Raw genomic sequence first — 18,043 nt, forward strand, 5'->3', positions numbered from 1 at the left:
TACGGTACGGATCCTGACGCCTGACTTCGCTGGCTGAAGCCGCCGCAGCGTTCACGAGGTTGACAGACTGAGACGGCCCGCCAGCCAGGCACGATATCCCTCGACCGCGTCAGGCCTCCAGATATACGGATCGGTGGCAGCGCTCGTCGACGATGAATGCTCTGTTCCAGCGATCCGTTCAGCAACTTCCGATGCCGTCTGGACACGAGGACCGAAGGTGTCGCCGATGATGCTTGCCGCGAATGCGTTCTCGCGCGCGACGACCTGGCACCCGAAGGCGACCGCCTCGAACAGTACGGTGCTGGCCACGCCGACGACCACACGCGCCTCCGCGAGCGACTCGTACACGTCCGACGCACGGTCGATCGACACGCGGTCATCTTGAACGATGAGCGGATAACGACTTTCGACGGCCCCGCGTTCCGCGGGATGCGGTCGGAACACGATGTTCCAGTCAGCGTCGACGGCTGCGCGAAGATCCATCACGAAGGCGTCTGTCGCTTCGGGCTCAGCCCTTGAAGATATGACAAGGATCTGACGCGGCCTGTTCGCCGGAGCAGACCTCACGCGATTCTCGAGATGTGGTTTGCCGATCGCCGTCACGGGAACAGGCATACGCACCGATTCGGACCAGAAGTCACCGAATGTGAGGACCTCATCTGGGAGTCCCCTCAGCAACGACGGATGCTTGAACACCCTTCCGTAGTTGTACGCCGCATGCGATGGACCGATCCATCCGTGCTGAGGTTCCGCGACATATGCTCCGGCATCCTTGAACACCCCGACGGTCTCGCCGTTGTAGGTGTACGAGGCGGTATCCATGATCACAACTCGAGGCTTGACCCGTCCCAGGACATGGCGGAGCTCGGCCAGTTCGTACGGTCGATGCGCTTCGGCGCGCATCACCCGCGACCTGATTCCGGCGATCTGATCGTCAGAGACTCCAAGCCGCTGGGCGAAAGCCTTCATCAGACGGTCGATGGCCTTCACCGTTTCCGGTGGCGTCGTGTACCCGCGCGCCCACAACCGGGATCGTGCGGTTCCCCCCTCCATGCTCAGTGTGGGTGTGAAGGCAGGGCGGCCTATCGGTGAAGGCAGCGGGCGCCGCTGGACGATGGTCGCATTGCCAGACGTTTCGGCGAAGTCGTCGACCAACCAGTTTCGCGCCCGACCGTCGCTCGTACTCAGGGTGCCCCCGCCGACGTAGAACATCACGTCATGCCGGCGTGCGAACTGCCGCGCGTCCCAACGGTTCGGCAGAAACGCCTTCGCGAGGCGCTTCGCCTCCTTCCAACGCGTCCAGTCATCGGTCTTCACCGCCACACTCCCCGTCGTTTCCTCGGAAAGCGCCCAAGCTATCTGCATTCGAACCTGAGCCCAGAACGGCACCGTGGATCCAGGCAGGACCTCAAGCAACTCGTCCGGGGCAGCATCCTCGAGATCAAGCAGCGACTGCATGGATCTGGTCGTCACCACCGACGGTTTCCATCGTGGTTCCGTCACAGGTCCGCCCGCTGATTCATCAGCCATTCCACAACCCGGAAGTCGAACTCACTGTCGACATCGATCGACCGGTCTGCCGGCATCTCGTACAGAATCGTGGACGAGAAAAAGACCACTTGTTCTTCGAGCAACGCTTGACGTCGCCATACGTAGATCGAGCCATTCATGTCGAAGCAGCGTGGTGCATCTTGCCGTCGTAAGACGGCGTCGTCCGGTGCTTTACTCACCGCGACCGTGCCGTCTGGCTGTTCTTCAACGAGGTTGAAGTAGGGATTTCGGCGAGCCTCTGCTCCGGTGATGAGCGAGTCGACATCAGCGTCCTCGAACATGCGTACTGCAATCCGGATGTCGTCAACGGTGCGCAGCGGGCTCGTCGCATCGAGATCGACACACACCTCGTACCGAGCACCGGTTCGTTCCTCGGTCGAACGTACGGCATGCGCGATCGCCGGTACCTTCCCCGCTGTGTCCGTCGCCATCTCTGGCGGACGCCGTACTACCCCGGTGGCACCGAACGAGGGTGCCAGAGCAAGGATGTCTTCGGAATCGCTTGACACGACGACTTCGTCGAATAGCCCCGACGCAACTGCCTGCGCCACCGAGTGACCGAACAGCGGCCGGCCTGCGACGACCCGCAGGTTCTTTCCCGGCACACCCTTCGAACCGGCTCGCACCGTGATCGTGCAGATCCTCATCGCCGACTCCGTTCCCACGCCTGACGCGCGCGCTCGAGATCCTCCGGGCGTCCTACGTCGATCCACTCCTCGTGAATCTCGAACGCCCCCACCTTTCGGCCGTCATCCATGAGCCGCGCCAGCAGCGTCGGCATGTCGCAGTACTCGTCTGGCGCGAGCAGATCAAGCGCGCGCGGGTCCAGGACGTAGATGCCCGCGCTCACCAGCTCGCTGTGATACGGCTTCTCAGCGAGCGCAGTGACGATGTCACCCTCCCGCCGGATCACCCCGTACGGGATCTCGAATCCGTACTCCCGTGCACCGATGGTCGCGGACGCGGCGGCCTCTGTGTGGAACGCGAGCATTCTTCGAAGATCCACCATTGTGAGCAGATCCGAGTTCATCACCACGAAGGGTTCAGCGATCGCGTCAAGAAGCTGCGCCAGTGCACCGGCTGTACCCAGCGGTGCGGGCTCATGGAGGTACGTGATCTCCAGGCCGCGCGAGCTCCCGTCACCGAGGTGCTCCTCGATGAGGTGACCGAGGTGATTCACAGACACGTGGATCCGACGGAACCCCTGATCGTGCAGCCGGCCGAGAATGATATCGATCATCGGCACGTCGCCGAGGGGCACAAGCGGCTTGGGGATGTCCTTGGTGATCGGATAGAGCCTCTGCCCTCGTCCTCCGGCCATCAGCACCACAGGAGTGTTCAGTGGGGTGGCAATGTGCGCCAGTTCGCCGACCACGTCGACCATTCGGCCGTCGCCGTCCACGACCGCGACCACGCGGATGCCGCGGAGCGCCTTCAGAGCATCCACATCCTCCTGGCTCGTTGTCGGAGAAACCGAAGCAGGGTGGCGATTCATCACCGTGTCCACGCGCGCATCCAAAGATGTTCCCGCCAACAATCCTCGCCGGATGTCGCCATCGCTGACAGCGCCCACGAGCCGCCCGTCCGCGTCCTCAACGAAGACCACCTGAACAGCACCGCGATCGAGTTGCATGAGCGCGGCGCGAATACTCGTCTCCGGCTCGACGACGAGAATGCCTCTGTCAATCATGCTCTCTCGCCCTCAACTCCTGGAACGGCCGTGCGGGTACTCCCACGACGATGGCATCTGCGGGCACCGAGTGGGTGACGACCGCGCCCGCGCCGACGACACTCCCCGACCCTACCGTCAGTCCTTGGAGGACCATTGCTCCCATTCCGATGTGGGCGCTCGCCTCGATCACAACATCCCCGGCCAGGAGGGCGCCGGGAGCGACATGGGCGTGCTCGCCTATCACCGTGTCGTGTTCGACGATCGCGCCCGAATTGATCAGCGCACCCGTTCCGATCTGCGCACCCGCGTTGATGACGGCGCCCGCCATCACCTGCACACCGGCAGGCACGGACACAGAAGGATCGACGAATGCACGCGGGTGCACGATCGTTACGACGGTGAACCCTCGTGAGGTCGCTGCCAAGTGCAGTCGACGGCGCGCCGCCGTGGATGAGACGGATCCCATGGCGTTGACGATGTCGACCTCGCGCGGGTCGAGTACGTCGAGAAACTCATCACCACCAAGATGAGCAAGCCCAGAGAGTCGCGCCGAAGGTTCGGGGGCGAGGTAACCGTACGCGCTTCTGCCTGACATCGCGAGCGCCGCGAGCACCGAATGCGCGTGCCCTCCTGCGCCGAGAAGTACGAGATCAGCCATCGATGAGCTCACCACGCCGGTAGTCACGGGACGCAGGCGCACCCACCACATCCCAGTAGTCGAACGAGGTACGCCCACTTGCCGGGCGGAAGCACGCGACGTCGACGTCAGCGACGATCGCACCCTCTTTGATATCGGTGGTCGCCACCAGGCTACGTCGGACAACCGCACGGTTGCCTTCCTCCACCGGCTGACATCTCTTCTCGGTTGACCCCAGCATCACCGGCACGCGACGGAGGTCGGCGACGTAGTCTCGCAAGCCGTCTGGGTCGAGGGACGCCGCATGATCGGGGCCCTCGGCCCGCACGTCGAAGGTGAAGTGCTTTTCGACGACCGTGGCACCGAGCCCGACGGCAAGCACCGACCCGAGCGACCCGAGCGAATGGTCGGAGTAGCCGACCTGATGCCCGAAGGTCGTGGCGATCGTCTGCATCGCGCGTAGGTTCAGATGCTCGTCGGCAGCGGGGTACTCGGTCGTGCAGTGAAGGATCGTGACATGCTGCGCGAACGCGACTTCGTCATTGCGACGCTGCCATGCGTTCTCCAGAACGTCATCCGTGAGCCGTACGGCGTCAAGCTGCCCCCGCGATTGCAACAGCCCCGCAGCGATGAAGCGCAGCGCACGCTCAATCTCGGCCATCTCAGCCATCCCAGTGGACAAGATGACAGGCAGCCCGGTCCGACCGGCTGCGACCAGAAGCGGCGCGAAGGTCAGGTCGCCGGATGCAATCTTGACCTTGGGGATCCCCAGCTCTGTGACGAGGAAGTCGAGGCCCGCGATGTCGAATGCTGTCGAGAGGAACTCGATCCCGCGAGACTCACAGCGATCTCGAAGGCGTCGGAATTCTGCATGGCTCAGCTCGAGTTGGCGGAGCAGGTCATGCTGCGAACGACGATCATCATCGGACGTGCGCTGGTAGGCGGCCAGCTCGGCGCTCTCAAGCGCGAGGCCGTCTGCCGAGAACGTCTGAAACTTCACCGCATCGGCACCGGCGGACGCGGCGAGGTCTACGAGCTCCTCTGCCGTGGTGACGGAGCCGTTGTGATTCACTCCGGCTTCAGCGATCACGAAAACGTGTTCGGTCATGATCCCGATCCCTCCTCGAGGTCGTGGAATTTCTTGCGCGGCGGCGTAGGAATCGTCGCGTCGCGTAGCGTCGCAGCAGTGCGGGCAGCGAATCCGGGATGACCAAAGATGTCGATGTCCGACTGATCCTGCACCCCCCGGATCGCATCTCTCAGGGCGGACGCGATGGCAGTGCGGTTTGCGTCCGGCGTGGCGACGCTGGACGCGAGCGGCCGCCCCTTCTGCCGATCCCCGACCAGTACGGACGGAGTACCGAGTACTGGTGCCTCCAGCACGGTACTGGATGAGTTCCCGGCCACGACGGTCGCCGCTGACATGGCACTCAGATACCCGAGCTGACCGAATGATTCGACGAAGTCCACACGGTCCGTGTTGGACTCTACGAACGCCGCGATGCGCTGACGGACATCCGCGGTGCCGATGTCGGAGTTCGATCCCGTGACTACCACATGCAGTCCGTCCACCTCGAGGAGAGCAACGAGGAGCTCTTCCAGCACGACCTCAGGAGCATCGACGTCCATCACAGCAGGGTGGAACGTCACGAGCGCGGTCGGCTGCGAAAGCCGGACGCCGAAGCGCCGCTCCACCTCCTCCCGAGGAAGAAGTTCAAGCGCGCTGAGCGCGTCGACGATCGGTGCCCCGTGGAAATACACCCGGTCCGGCTGCTCCCCCATTTGGATCACGCGTCGACGATGGTCTTCGGTCGACGTGAAATGGAGGTACGCCATCTTGGTGATCGAGTGGCGCAGCGCGTCATCCATCGCGCCCTCGGTGAGTTCTCCACCGTGGATGTGCGCCAGCGGAACCGAAACGACCGTCGCGGCAGCTGCCGCCGCGAATGCCTCGAGACGGTCACCCAGGACGACAAGGATGTCCGGCGCAAGGTCGGTCAGCACACGCGCGTAACGCGGCAGTGCGCTGCCGACGTCTTCGGCCGCGCCCAACCGGCTGTCGTCTGCTGACCAGATCGGCACGGATGCAGCGACCCTGAGTCCGTCATCTTCGATCTCCGACTCAGTGCGCCCGAAAGCGTCGCTGAGGTGTGTACCGGTGACGATGAGTTGCAGCTCGAGCGCTTCGTCCGCCTCGATCTCCTGCAGCAGCCCTCTCAGGAGGCCGTAGTCAGCGCGGGTACCGGTGAGAACAGCGATCTTCCTCATGCCGCCGCCAGGGCCGGCGAGCTCGGAATGCACACCACGCTGGCTTGAAGAGCGTCAGCCACCGGAGTGGGGGCATGCGGCAGATGGCGATATGGCGCCTGCCGATGGAGAAGATTCCAGAACGGGCGACATTGCAGTCCCGCATCGTTCGTGGCCTCGAGCAGCTCATCGCGCCTTTCGACTCCGCCGGTCACGCGCACTGCACAGAGCCAATAGTTGCTTTCGGTGCCGTCCGGCTCGGAGAGAAAATGCACCCCGGACAAGTCCTCAAAAGCATCCCGATAGCGATCGGCGAGCCGTCGCTTGGCTGCAAGGAACTCGGGAAGTCGTTTCAACTGCGCAACTCCGAGTGCGGCGTTGAGATTCGGCATTCGGTAGTTGTAGGCCACCTCATCATGCTCGAACTCCCACCGGTGCGGCAGCTTGGCTGTCGTGGTGACATGCCGCGCGCGGCGCGCGAGTTCTTCATCGCTCGTGAGGATCATTCCCCCGCCACCGGTGGTGAGGATCTTGTTGCCGTTGAAGCTGAGAATTCCGAGCGTCCCGAACGTTCCTGTGTGCGAAGTGCCGGCACGGCTGCCGAGCGACTCGGCGGCATCCTCCACCACCGGAATTCCGTAGGCGTCGGCAAGCGCGACCAATTCGACAATGCGCATCGGGTGGCCCAGCGTGTGCATCGGGACGATTGCTCCGATTCGACGTCCGGTGACGCCGTTGACAAGGCCCTCCGGCGTAGATCGCGCGGCGGCGAGCACCGCCTCCACAGCCTCGACCGAGAGACCGAGGGTCTCCTCATCGCTGTCCACGAAATACGGTTGCGCACCGGCGTGCGACACCGCGTTCGCAGTGGCGACGAACGACAGCGTCGGCACGATCACGTCGTCGCCCGCTCCTACTCCGGCAAGTTCCAGTGCCACCTGGAGCGCTGAAGTCCCGTTGGACACGGCGACACCGTACCCGGCGCCGGTGAGCTCCGCGATCGATTGCTCGAACTCTCCGACGAAACTTCCCACGCTCGACACGAAGGTGGAATCGAGGCACTCCCGCACCTTCTGCTTCTCGACATCGGTGATATCTGGGATATGCAGGCCGACGAACGAGTCCTCGCCGACCACCCCACGGATCGTGCGGACGAAGTCCTTGGCGTCACTCATACGATGTAGGCGTCGGTGCGGTAACGAGCCAAGTTCGCCGGGTCGGTGAACCACTCGGCGGTCGCACGCAAACCCTCGCGGAATCCGTCGACACCGTCGTACCGCGGGCTCCAGCCAAGAACTTCCTGCGCCTTCGTGTTGTCGGAGTACAGTCGTTCTACCTCAGAGTTGGCGGGGCGCAATCGGGCCGGGTCCTCAGTCGCGGTGGCGTCGATGCCCATTGCTTCCGCGATGAGTTCGAACGTCTGACCGATCGAGACTTCGAACCCGACGCCGAGGTTGATGACTTCACCTACTCCTGCCGTGCTCGTGAGCGCGGCAGTGAACCCGGACACTGTGTCGGGCACGTAAGTGAAATCACGCGTGGGAGTGATCGCGCCGAGCTGAATCTCCCGCTTCCCGGCAGCGAGCTGGCTGATGATCGTCGGGATCACAGCGCGGGCGGACTGACGCGGCCCGAACGTGTTGAAGGGCCGAATCGTCACCGTGGGGAGCCCGAATGACGCATGATACGAGTTGACCATCTGATCGGCGGCAATCTTCGAGGCGGAGTACGGCGACTGACCCTGGAGCGGGTGCCCCTCATCCATCGGAACGTAACGCGCCGTCCCATACACCTCGCTGGTGGAGGTGTGGATGAAGCGGCTGACGTCCGCGGCACGAGCGGCGTTGAGCAGGTTGAGCGTGCCCTGGATGTTCGTCTGCACGTATAGATCCGGAGCGGCGTACGAATACGGAATCGCGATCAACGCTGCCAGATGGAGCACCGCATCGCGGTCTCGGACTGCCGACATCATGAGCGCCGGGTCCCGCACGTCGCCCGGAACGAACTCGATCTGAGCCGCGACCTCCGGATCGACGCCGTCGAGCCACCCGCGCGAATCGAACGAGTTGTATAGGACGAGCGCTCGGACTTCGTGTCCATCCCGGACGAGCTGCTCCGCGAGGTGTGATCCGATGAATCCGTCAGCTCCTGTGAGCAGTACCTTCATACCCGCCAGTCTATCCGAGCGTCCTTTCCCTATTTTTTGTACGAGAGCGTGCCATTCACGAACTTCTGAGAGCACGTACCGGCCTGGCAAGTTTCAGCGCTGGTCGGCCAACCCAACTCTCCTCGGATCCATCCGCGCGCGCTGTAGAGCGTCATCATCGAGGTCGACGAAGCGAATGTTCCGTACTTGGACGAGTGAATCCATCCGCCATCGAACGCCTGTCCGAAGCCGTCGCCGTTCGGATCTGTCACCGTCACTAGGGACGATGCCGCGTTCCCCAGCGGACCACCCGCGCCGCCGGCCGCGGTGTACACGTCGTAGATTCGCCGATTCTCGTTTGTTAGATAAACCTTTATGCCGCCCGCCGCGCCTACTCGGATGGTGCCACCTGCGAACGCTTGGACACAATCACCGCTCGTGCACTTCTCTACTCCAACCGGCCATCCGAGCGCACCGCGCAGCCAGCCGGCATCACTGTATGTCTCCATGATCGCCGTGGACGAGACGAATGTTCCCGTCGCCGATGAGTGAATCCACCCGCCGTCGAATCGCTGAGCATAACCGTTTCCGTTTGGATCGGTCACTGTCTGCAGTGCTGTTGCGGCGTGTCCGAGCGGACCAGCAGCGCCGCCAGCCTCGCTATAGACGCGCTGGATGGAAGCATTCTGGGAAGTCAGCATCACGACTGCCGGGGAGCCGACCTGGTATCGGATTGTTCCCCCCGAGAAGGCCTGCGCGCACTTCCCAGCGGAACATGTTTCAGCACCGACCGGCCAGCCAAGTGGTCCGCGCAACCAGCCTGCGGCACTGTAGGCCTTCATGATCGCAGTCGACGAGGAGAACGTCCCCTGTTTCGATGAGTGAACCCAACCGCCGTCGAACTTCTGAGCGAGGCCGTTACCCTTCGGATCCGAGACTGCTGTCTCCGCGCCCGCCGGCCATCCGAGCGTCCCGCGGACCCAGCCTGCGGCGCTGTAGGCCGTCATGATCTGTGTCGAAGACGAGAAGGACCCCGACTCCGACGAGTGGATCCACCCGCCATTGAACTTCTGGGCGACGCCGTTCCCATTCGGATCCGAGACGGCCGTCTCCGCACCCGTCGGCCATCCGAGCGTCCCGCGCAGCCAGCCCGCCGCGCTGTAGACGGACATGATGCGGCTGGACGAGGTGAAAGTGCCAGCCGCCGACGAGTGAATCCACCCACCGGCGAAGCTCTGCACATCACCGTTCCCATTGGGGTCCACGATGTGCTGAACCGCGATCATCGCAGCACCCAGCCAACCTGTGACTCCGCCGGCATTCTGGTGCGTCGTGCGAATCGCCTGATTCAACTTCGTATTGTCCGACCCAGCAGTCGCAGTCGTGAGGGTGCCATTCGCAAACTTTTGCGTGCAGCCGAGGTCAGTGCACTTCTCTGCGGACGTCGGCCATCCGAGGCGTCCACGCAGCCATCCAGCGGCGGAATACGCCGCCATAATCTGAGATGAGCTCGCGAAGGTACCGCGCGTGCTGGAGTGGATCCACCCACCAGTGAAGACTTGGATGTAGCCGTTTCCGTTCGGGTCAGTCACCCGCTGCGAATTGTGCAATGGGTAGCCCAACGGCCCTGAGGCACCGCCTGACGCCTTGTAAGTAGCAAGAATCGCAGCGTTGGTGACAGTTGCCGCTGGTCCGGCCGCTCCACCCTTTTCGTACTGCAACACGCCATTCTCGAAGGGTTGCGAGCACGCGGTGCTGGTGCATTTCTCGGGGCCGGTAGGCCAGCCGAAGGCGCCGCGGACCCAGCCGACTTTGCTGTACGCCGTCATGATCGTATTCGACGAAACGAAGGTACCGCGCGCCGAGGAGTGAATCCACCCCCCATCGAACTTCTGCGCGTATCCATCGCCGTTTGGATCGACGACGTTCGTGGTCGCGGTGACGGCGTATCCGAGGAGTCCGGAGTTGCCGCCCTGGGCCGTGTACGCACTCTTGATCTTCGCGTTATCCACGGGTGGCACGACATACGCCTTCTGGCCCGTCTTATAACGGATTACCCCGCCTGCGAAGGTCTGCAGACACCCGAGCGTGTCGCACTTCTCCGCCCCCTTCGGCCATCCGAGCGTGCCTCGCAACCAGCCTGCACCGCTGTAGGCAGTCATGATCGTGCTGGAGGAAGCAAAGGCTCCCGCCGCGGACGAATGGATCCACCCCTTGTCGAACTTCTGGGTGATTCCGTTGCCGTTGGGGTCCGTCACGGCCTTCGGAGTGTCCGCCGGGTAACCGAGCTTGCCTGTAAGACCGCCCTGCGCCGCGTACTCCGTGTACACATCCCCGTAGACAGTGACAGCGCCGAGAGCCCGCGTCCACGTGATCACGCCTTTCGCGTAGAACCATGTGCAGCGAGTCGTTGTAGCCGTGCATTTCGGTTCCGCTCCAGCTTTGCCGAGCACGCCGGACGCTCCGCCGAGTGCAACGTACTGCCGGTTGATCGTCCCGAGCGGGTCGATCGCCTGAGTCGACCCGAACCAGTCCGTGAAGTAGTTGTAGAAGTTGCGGTTGCCGTAGCTCGAGCAGCTGTTGCCTTCGCCGTATCCGGCTTTCAGGGCAGCTGCGTTCGGCTGGTACGGCGTGTAGTAGTAGAGCGCCGCAGTCGCCTTGTTCGCGACATAGACGTTTCCTCGTCCGCACGAAGCGTTCGGGTGGTACAGAATGCCCCAGGTCTTACCCGGCGCGTACCACTGGAACCACTTGCCCTCCATGTAGATCTGCATCTGGCGCGCTGCGCCGTAGATCTGGTGGAAGAAGCCGACGAAGTTCGGGTCGCACGGGGCAGTGTCCGGGCAGCCCTGCCCCAACGCGCTGTCGTAGCGCCACGAGCTCGGCCACGTGTGGCTGATGAGCCCCTGCTCCTTCTGGAGCATCACGATGAGCACCTGCGGATTGATGTTGCACGACTGCGCCACCCGATAGATGATGCGCGCGGCGGACTCGTTCGCCGCGCCGGTGTACCCGCTGCAGTACGCATCGGCGGGACGATTCACCGAGCTGATCTTGAAGTCTTTCAGACAGACATAACCCGATTGGCATCGCGAGACCTTGCCGTTGAAGAAGCTCTGGATCTGCGCCTCTGTCATGGTGCTCTTGTTGGTGAACACCGCATCGCTGATGATGTTTCCCGCGCTGAAGCCGGCGAGCGAAGTCTTGACGATTCCCGTCTGCGCGGGGTCGCCTGCGGTGCGCGCGAGGCTGGCGGTCGTGCTCTGCGAGGCGGATGCCGTGGCCACCGCCACCGGCGCGACAGTGCCGACCACGACAGCCGTCACAGCAACGAGGACGGTGAGGAATCGCGCGATGTTGAGCGCGTTTCGAGAGCGTGGGGCAGGTCGAGACATGTGACTAGTGTGGCGGAAGTTACGGGATGATGCCACTGCGACCAGAGAAACTGGAGAGAAACGCCGCGTGTCGCGCGGATTCACCGTCTCTCACCAGCTTCACGACTCGCGCGATCCATGTGCCACGATGGACTCGTGAAGGGCATTATTCTCGCGGGCGGCTCGGGTACTCGGCTGCACCCGATCACTCTCGGCGTCTCGAAGCAGCTGATCCCGGTGTACGACAAGCCGATGGTCTATTACCCGTTGTCGACGCTGATGCTCGCGGGTATCAGGGACATCATGGTGATCACGACGCCGCACGACGCGGAGCACTTCGAACGTCTGCTGGGCGACGGTTCGCAGTTCGGAATCAATCTCACTTTCGCGCAGCAGGCGTCTCCGGATGGACTCGCACAGGCGTTCACGATCGGCGCGGACTTCATCGGCGATGACAATGTGGCCCTCGTGCTCGGAGACAATCTGCTCTACGGACCGGGCCTGGGCACGCAGCTCAAGAGGTTCTCCGATATCGAGGGAGGTGCGATCTTCGCATACTGGGTCGCTGAGCCTCAGGCGTACGGTGTGGTCGAGTTCGACGGTGAGGGCAAGGCGATCTCTCTGGAGGAGAAGCCCGCGTCCCCGAAGAGCAACTACGCGGTGCCCGGCCTGTACTTCTACGACAACGACGTGGTGGCGATTGCACAGAACCTCGAGCCGAGTGCGCGCGGAGAGTATGAGATCACTGATATCAACCGTGCCTATCTGGAGCGGGACAAGCTGCAGGTGGAGGTGCTGCCGCGCGGCACCGCGTGGTTGGACACCGGGACATTCGATCAGATGACGGACGCCGCGGACTACGTGCGCACGATGGAGCGTCGTACGGCGTTGAAGATCGGTGTGCCCGAGGAGGTGGCGTGGCGTCAGGGGTATCTCACAGATGACGAGCTGCGCGCGCGTGCGGACAAGCTGGTGAAGTCGGGCTACGGCACCTACCTGCTGGACTTGCTCAGGAGAGGACACGTATGAGCCGTCTGCTCGTGACGGGAGGGGCGGGCTTCATCGGTTCGAACTTCGTGCATCACGTTGTGGAGAACACCGACGACCACGTGACCGTTCTCGACGCGCTGACGTATGCCGGTAACCGGGCATCGCTGGCGGGGCTGCCTGAGGACCGGGTCGCATTCGTGCACGGTGACATCACGGATGCGCCGCTCGTCGACGAACTCTTCGCGAACACGGATGCGGTCGTGCATTACGCGGCAGAGTCCCACAACGACAACTCGCTGGACGACCCTCGCCCTTTCCTGGACACGAACATCGTCGGCACCTACACGCTGCTCGAGGCTGCGCGCCGCCACGACACCCGTCTGCATCACATCTCCACCGATGAGGTGTACGGCGATCTTGAACTGGATGACCCGGTGCGGTTCACCGAGACCACTCCGTACAACCCGTCTTCGCCGTATTCGTCGACGAAGGCCGGATCCGATCTGCTGGTGCGCGCGTGGGTGCGCTCGTTCGGAGTGCGGGCGACGATCTCGAACTGTTCGAACAACTACGGCCCCTACCAGCATGTGGAGAAGTTCATCCCGCGTCAGATCACGAACGTGATCCGCGGCATCCGCCCCAAGCTCTACGGCGCTGGCGAGAACGTGCGGGACTGGATCCACGCCGATGACCACTCTTCCGCCGTGCTGACCATCCTCGACAAGGGCGCGATGGGTGAGACGTACCTGATCGGCGCGGACGGCGAGAAGAACAACAAGGACGTCGTCGAGCTGATCCTCACCACCATGGGTGAGCCTGCAGACGCGTACGACCACGTCACCGACCGCGCCGGGCACGACCTGCGCTACGCGATCGATTCGACCAAACTGCGCACGGAACTCGGCTGGACACCTGCATACGGCGACTTCGAGTCGGGCCTTGCCGCGACGATCGATTGGTACCGCGCGAACGAGGACTGGTGGGCGCCCAGCAAGGACGCGACCGAGGCGTTCTACGCGGGGAAGGGCCAGTGAGCGACATCTTCGGCAAGCAGCTGCAGCGCATCGAGACCCCGATCCCCGGACTGGTGCTGTTCGAGCTGCCCGTGCACGGTGACTCGCGCGGCTGGTTCAAGGAGAACTGGCAGCGCGAGAAGATGACCGCACTCGGGCTCGATGACTTCGGTCCGGTGCAGAACAACATCTCCTTCAACGACGAGGTCGGCACGACCCGCGGCATCCACGCCGAACCATGGGACAAGTGGATCTCGGTCGCGACCGGACGCATCTTCGGTGCGTGGGTGGACCTCCGCGAGGGCCCCAGCTTCGGCGCCGTCTTCACGACCGAGATCGACCCCTCGAGAGCCATCTTCGTGCCCCGCGGAGTCGGCAACTCGTACCAGACGCTCGCACCCGACACGGCATACGCCTACCTCGTGAACGACCATTGGTCGCCCGCCGCCGAATACGCATTCCTCAACCTCGCAGATGAGACGGCCGCCATCGAGTGGCCGATCCCGCTCAGCGAAGTCGAGATCTCCGAGAAGGACAAGTCGCACCCGCGGCTGGCAGGTGTCAGCCCGATTCCCCCGCGCAAGACGCTGGTACTCGGTGCAGGCGGGCAGCTCGGTCGCGCACTGCGTGCTCGTCTCGGCGATGCCGCACACATCGAGTACGCCACCCGTGCCGAACTCGACGTCACAGCCCCCGACATCGCGCGGGCGCGACGCTGGCGCGACTACGGCACGATCATCAACGCCGCCGCGTACACGGCTGTCGATGCCGCAGAGACGCCCGAAGGGCGTGCTGCCGCATGGCAGGCAAACGCTGTGGCCGTCGCTGCCCTCGCACGCATCGCCAATGAGAACCGCATCACACTCGTGCACGTCTCGAGCGACTACGTGTTCGACGGCACTGAGGACGGCGCCTACACCGAGGACGCCGCGTTCGCGCCGCTCGGCGTATACGGGCAGTCCAAAGCGGCCGGCGACCTGGCCGCCCAGACCGCGTCACGGCACTACATCGTACGCACGTCCTGGGTGATTGGCGAAGGCAAGAACTTCGTGCGCACCATGGCCTCGCTCGCCGAACGCGGCATCGATCCGAGCGTCGTCAGCGACCAGATCGGACGACTGACGTTCACGACCGACATCGCGGATGCGATCGTGCACCTGCTCGAGGTGAGTGCCGACTACGGCACCTACAACGTCACGTGTACCGGCACTGAACTCTCCTGGGCGGACATCGCCCGCGAGGTCTTCCGACTGACCGAGAACGACCCTTCACGCGTGAGCGATGTGACCACAGCCGCGTACTTCGCGAACGCGACTGCGCCGGTATCCCCTCGCCCGCTGAACAGCGTCCTGGATCTGACCAAGATCACTGCGACCGGATTCACACCGCGTGACGGAGGCGACGCCCTCGCGGCATATCTCGGCCCCTGATCGGTACAACGGGCATGGCACCGACATGACCCGAGCGAGCGACCTGCGTCAGAGATCCGCGTGCAGCGCCCAGACCCGCTCCGCCGCGCTCGCCCACGAGAAGGCCCGTGCCCTGTCCCCCGCGAGCACTCCGAGCCGCTTTCCGCCCGCACCGACGGCATCCGCCAGCGCATCGGAAAGCTCCTCGGGCGGGACCAGCGAGCCGCCCTCCGCGATGACGTCGCGGTGCACTCCGCTGTCGACCGCGATGAGTGGCACGCTCAGCGACATCGCCTCCATCGCCCGCCACGGCCATGCCGACAGAGCGCTGGTCGCGACGAACGCTGCGGCGCCGGCCAACACGGCGGCACGGTCTTCGGCAGGAAGTGTGCCGCGCACGTGCGCGCGACGCTCCGGCAGCCCGACGGCAGACGCGATCTCCACCAGTCGCGGCTCCGCACCATCCGCGGCATCCAGAACGACGGCGTCGACGTCAGCGGCAGCCGCAGCCCGGAAGCCGGATTCCAGGCTCTCGGCCGAACCGGTGAGCACGACGTAGCGCTCCGGGAGGGCCATCGCGGTCCGCCGCTGCGCTGCGTCGACCGGAACCCCGAACCCTTCCGGGGCCGCGCCAGAGATCACCCGCACCCGATCACCGAGTTTCGCGAACGAGCCGATCCTCTCCGCCATGGAGTGAGAGGGAACGACCACGACGTCGGCGTGCCTGGACGCGCGACGCAGCATCCCGCGCTGCCACGCGACAGCGCCTTTCGACTTCAGTTCCGGTGCTTCCCACGCCTGCAGGTCCCAGACCGTGACCGCGACCTGGTCGTCGTGGTGCAGACGATCGTGTTTGACGAGCGGCGCCATGAGCGTCGGGGCGTGGATGAGCCCGCCCCCCACGCCCGGCACGATCCCGAGCTGCCAGGAGCCTGCGAGCTCGCGCCGCCCCAGCGGAAGCACACGCGTGCCTGCGAGTCCGACCAGATCGGCCGCTCCCCCGGCGGGCACGATGGCCTCCACCGTGCATCCCGACGGCGCCGTGGCGACCAGGCCCGCCGTAAGGTCCAGCGCGGCGGTCGCCTGATCCGGGTCGATGACCTGTGTGATCTGGTCGAGAACGACACGCAACTGGGCACCCATAACCACAGAGTATCCGCGACGTCCAGGAAAACCCGCGAGTGACGCCGGTCCATGCTTGAATGCAGGGGTGAGTGACGGCCGACTTCCCGTGCAGCGCCGATGGATCCGATGGGTCATCGGCGCTGTTGTGACATTGCTCATTCTCGCGATCGGCTGGGTGGCCATCCGCGGTATCAGCGCTGTCAGTGAGATGCAGGCCGTCGCGAGCTCCGCCTCGCAGATGCGTGGCTTCATCGCCGACGGGGAGCTCGAGAGGGCGGAGCTGGTTGCGCCTCGCGTCGCGCAGCACGCCGCCACAGCACACGACCTCACCTCCGATCCGATCTGGCGTGGCTTCGAGTTCGTCCCGTGGCTGGGCGCCAACTTCACCGCCGTGCGCGAAGTCGCCGAGGTCGCCGACAGCGTCGCCTCGGATGCTGTCGCGCCCGTGCTCGAGATCGCAGGAGGCATCGACCTCGCGAGCTTCGGGTTCACCGGATCCAAGATCGATCTCGCTCCCCTCGCCGAGGTCGAGGCGCCCCTCGCCGCTGCCAGCGCCACGCTCAGCGCTGCGGAGACGCAGGCCCAGCAGATCAATGCCGATGCCGCGCTGCCGCCGTTGGCGGATGCCGTCCGCGAGATGCGCGACGTCGTCACCGAGGCGGCCACTGTCGTCGGTGCGCTCCACGGCGCTTCCGTGCTGCTGCCGCCCATGCTCGGCGCCGACGGACCGCGCACTTATGTCGTTGCGATGCAGAACAACGCCGAGTTGCGGTCGGACGGCGGAATCGTCGGTTCGCTCGCATTGATGCGCGCTGAACGCGGAACGATCAGTGTCGTCCAACAGGCCTCCACCGCAGACTTTCCGCCGCTCACCGATCCCCTTCCGCTGAGCGAATCAACGGTCGCCCTGTTCGCAGAAGGCCCCGGGCTTTACGTGCAGAACATCACCAGCATCCCGGATTTCACCGAAGCCGGCGCGATGCTCGCCCTGCGCTGGGAAATGCAGTTCGGCCAGAAGGTCGACGGCGTCATCGCGATCGATGCCGTCGTGGCCGCGCACCTGCTCGAAGCAACCGGTGACATCACCTTCGGACCGTTCACTGCGAACTCCGAGACGATCCTGTCGATCTTGCTGTCCGAGGTCTATGCGACATTCCCCGACCCCGTCGAGCAGGATGCCGTCTTCGCACAGGCCGCGAACGAGCTGTTCGCGGCTGCGCTGACCCGCGGTGACCCTCAGAAGCTCATCGCAGCGTTCGCGGTCGCGGCGGAAGAGAACCGCATCCGGATCTGGAGCGCACACCCCGAAGAGGAGACGCTGCTCGCCGCGTCCACCCTCGGCGGCACTCTTCCGGTCGACGGCCCGCGCGGACCATACGTGGGAGTGCTCCTCAACGACGCCACGGGCGCCAAAATGGACTACTACACCGAAGCGTCGATCAGCACCGCCGTTGGTGTCTGCCGAGGAGAGCCCACCACCCAGGTGCGCGTCACCTGGACCAACGGCGCTCCTGCCGATGCCGAGCAGACGCTCCCCCAGTACGTGACCGGAAACGGCATATACGGCGTGCACGCCGGTTCGGTGCGCACCATGATCGCCATCTACGGTCCAGAGGGCGCGAACGTGCGCGCGGTCGATCGCGACGGCGCCGAGGAGGGGGTGCAGACCACCACTCTCGGCACGCGCAGCGTGGTGCAGCACACCGTTCTCCTCGAACCAGGCGAGTCGACCACGGTCACCGTCTCCTTCACAGGCACCGGCGCCGGCGACCGCCTCACCCGACTGCAGCACACCCCGACGATCGGAACACCGGACACGACACGCGCGGAATTCACCTGCGAGTAGTGACAACGGTGCCCCGGTCGGATATTGTCATCA

General features: G+C 64.3%; 14 protein-coding genes. 4 read left to right on the top strand and 10 right to left on the bottom strand.

All coding sequences use genetic code 11. The features are described 5' to 3' along the window. Positions 1 to 51: 51 nt before the first annotated feature. From IEV67_RS07145 to IEV67_RS07185, 9 genes are read right to left on the bottom strand one after another with little or no spacing between them, the layout of a single operon-like run. On the bottom strand, positions 52 to 1,473 hold the full coding sequence (locus IEV67_RS07145) for a hypothetical protein (protein ID WP_188435904.1): 1,422 nt from the start codon (positions 1,471 to 1,473) through the stop codon (positions 52 to 54). A gap of 26 nt (positions 1,474 to 1,499) precedes the next feature. Continuing rightward, positions 1,500 to 2,198, bottom strand: coding sequence for an acylneuraminate cytidylyltransferase family protein (locus tag IEV67_RS07150; RefSeq protein WP_188435905.1), 699 nt, complete (start codon positions 2,196 to 2,198; stop codon positions 1,500 to 1,502). After that, positions 2,195 to 3,241, bottom strand: a complete 1,047-nt coding sequence (locus IEV67_RS07155; RefSeq protein WP_188435906.1) for a nucleotidyltransferase family protein — start codon at positions 3,239 to 3,241, stop codon at positions 2,195 to 2,197. The genes IEV67_RS07150 and IEV67_RS07155 overlap by 4 nt, the downstream gene beginning before the upstream one ends. Beyond that, positions 3,234 to 3,881: an acetyltransferase gene (locus IEV67_RS07160; RefSeq protein WP_188435907.1), complete on the bottom strand. Its 648-nt coding sequence runs from the start codon at positions 3,879 to 3,881 to the stop codon at positions 3,234 to 3,236. Before IEV67_RS07160 ends, IEV67_RS07155 begins: the two co-directional genes overlap by 8 nt. After that, complete coding sequence (locus tag IEV67_RS07165; RefSeq protein ID WP_188435908.1) at positions 3,874 to 4,968, bottom strand: N-acetylneuraminate synthase family protein; 1,095 nt, start codon at positions 4,966 to 4,968, stop codon at positions 3,874 to 3,876. Before IEV67_RS07165 ends, IEV67_RS07160 begins: the two co-directional genes overlap by 8 nt. Beyond that, positions 4,965 to 6,128, bottom strand: a complete 1,164-nt coding sequence (gene neuC, locus IEV67_RS07170) for a UDP-N-acetylglucosamine 2-epimerase (protein WP_188435909.1) — start codon at positions 6,126 to 6,128, stop codon at positions 4,965 to 4,967. Before neuC ends, IEV67_RS07165 begins: the two co-directional genes overlap by 4 nt. After that, positions 6,125 to 7,282: a LegC family aminotransferase gene (locus tag IEV67_RS07175; RefSeq protein WP_188435910.1), complete on the bottom strand. Its 1,158-nt coding sequence runs from the start codon at positions 7,280 to 7,282 to the stop codon at positions 6,125 to 6,127. Before IEV67_RS07175 ends, neuC begins: the two co-directional genes overlap by 4 nt. Beyond that, positions 7,279 to 8,274: a GDP-mannose 4,6-dehydratase gene (locus IEV67_RS07180; protein ID WP_188435911.1), complete on the bottom strand. Its 996-nt coding sequence runs from the start codon at positions 8,272 to 8,274 to the stop codon at positions 7,279 to 7,281. The genes IEV67_RS07175 and IEV67_RS07180 overlap by 4 nt, the downstream gene beginning before the upstream one ends. Before the next feature lie 29 nt (positions 8,275 to 8,303). Further along, positions 8,304 to 11,648, bottom strand: coding sequence for an LGFP repeat-containing protein (locus IEV67_RS07185; RefSeq protein WP_188435912.1), 3,345 nt, complete (start codon positions 11,646 to 11,648; stop codon positions 8,304 to 8,306). Between the two features lie 135 nt (positions 11,649 to 11,783). On the opposite strand from IEV67_RS07185, the gene rfbA reads away from it, so the two are divergent. From rfbA to IEV67_RS07200, 3 genes are read left to right on the top strand one after another with little or no spacing between them, the layout of a single operon-like run. Next, positions 11,784 to 12,656: a glucose-1-phosphate thymidylyltransferase RfbA gene (rfbA, locus tag IEV67_RS07190; RefSeq protein WP_188435913.1), complete on the top strand. Its 873-nt coding sequence runs from the start codon at positions 11,784 to 11,786 to the stop codon at positions 12,654 to 12,656. Next, on the top strand, positions 12,653 to 13,651 hold the full coding sequence (gene rfbB, locus IEV67_RS07195) for a dTDP-glucose 4,6-dehydratase (protein ID WP_188435914.1): 999 nt from the start codon (positions 12,653 to 12,655) through the stop codon (positions 13,649 to 13,651). Before rfbA ends, rfbB begins: the two co-directional genes overlap by 4 nt. Next, on the top strand, positions 13,648 to 15,060 hold the full coding sequence (locus IEV67_RS07200; protein ID WP_188435915.1) for a sugar nucleotide-binding protein: 1,413 nt from the start codon (positions 13,648 to 13,650) through the stop codon (positions 15,058 to 15,060). Before rfbB ends, IEV67_RS07200 begins: the two co-directional genes overlap by 4 nt. A gap of 48 nt (positions 15,061 to 15,108) precedes the next feature. On the opposite strand, the gene IEV67_RS07205 is transcribed toward IEV67_RS07200, so the two are convergent. Beyond that, positions 15,109 to 16,182, bottom strand: a complete 1,074-nt coding sequence (locus IEV67_RS07205; protein WP_188435916.1) for a glycosyltransferase — start codon at positions 16,180 to 16,182, stop codon at positions 15,109 to 15,111. Positions 16,183 to 16,249: 67 nt separating this feature from the next. Here IEV67_RS07205 and IEV67_RS07210 point away from each other — a divergent pair, with 67 nt between their 5' ends. Beyond that, positions 16,250 to 18,010 (top strand): DUF4012 domain-containing protein, encoded by a 1,761-nt coding sequence (locus IEV67_RS07210; RefSeq protein ID WP_188435917.1) that lies wholly within the window; start codon positions 16,250 to 16,252, stop codon positions 18,008 to 18,010. Positions 18,011 to 18,043 lie beyond the last annotated feature (33 nt).

It is taken from the genome of Microbacterium murale (assembly GCF_014635185.1).
GTDB lineage: Bacteria > Actinomycetota > Actinomycetes > Actinomycetales > Microbacteriaceae > Microbacterium > Microbacterium murale.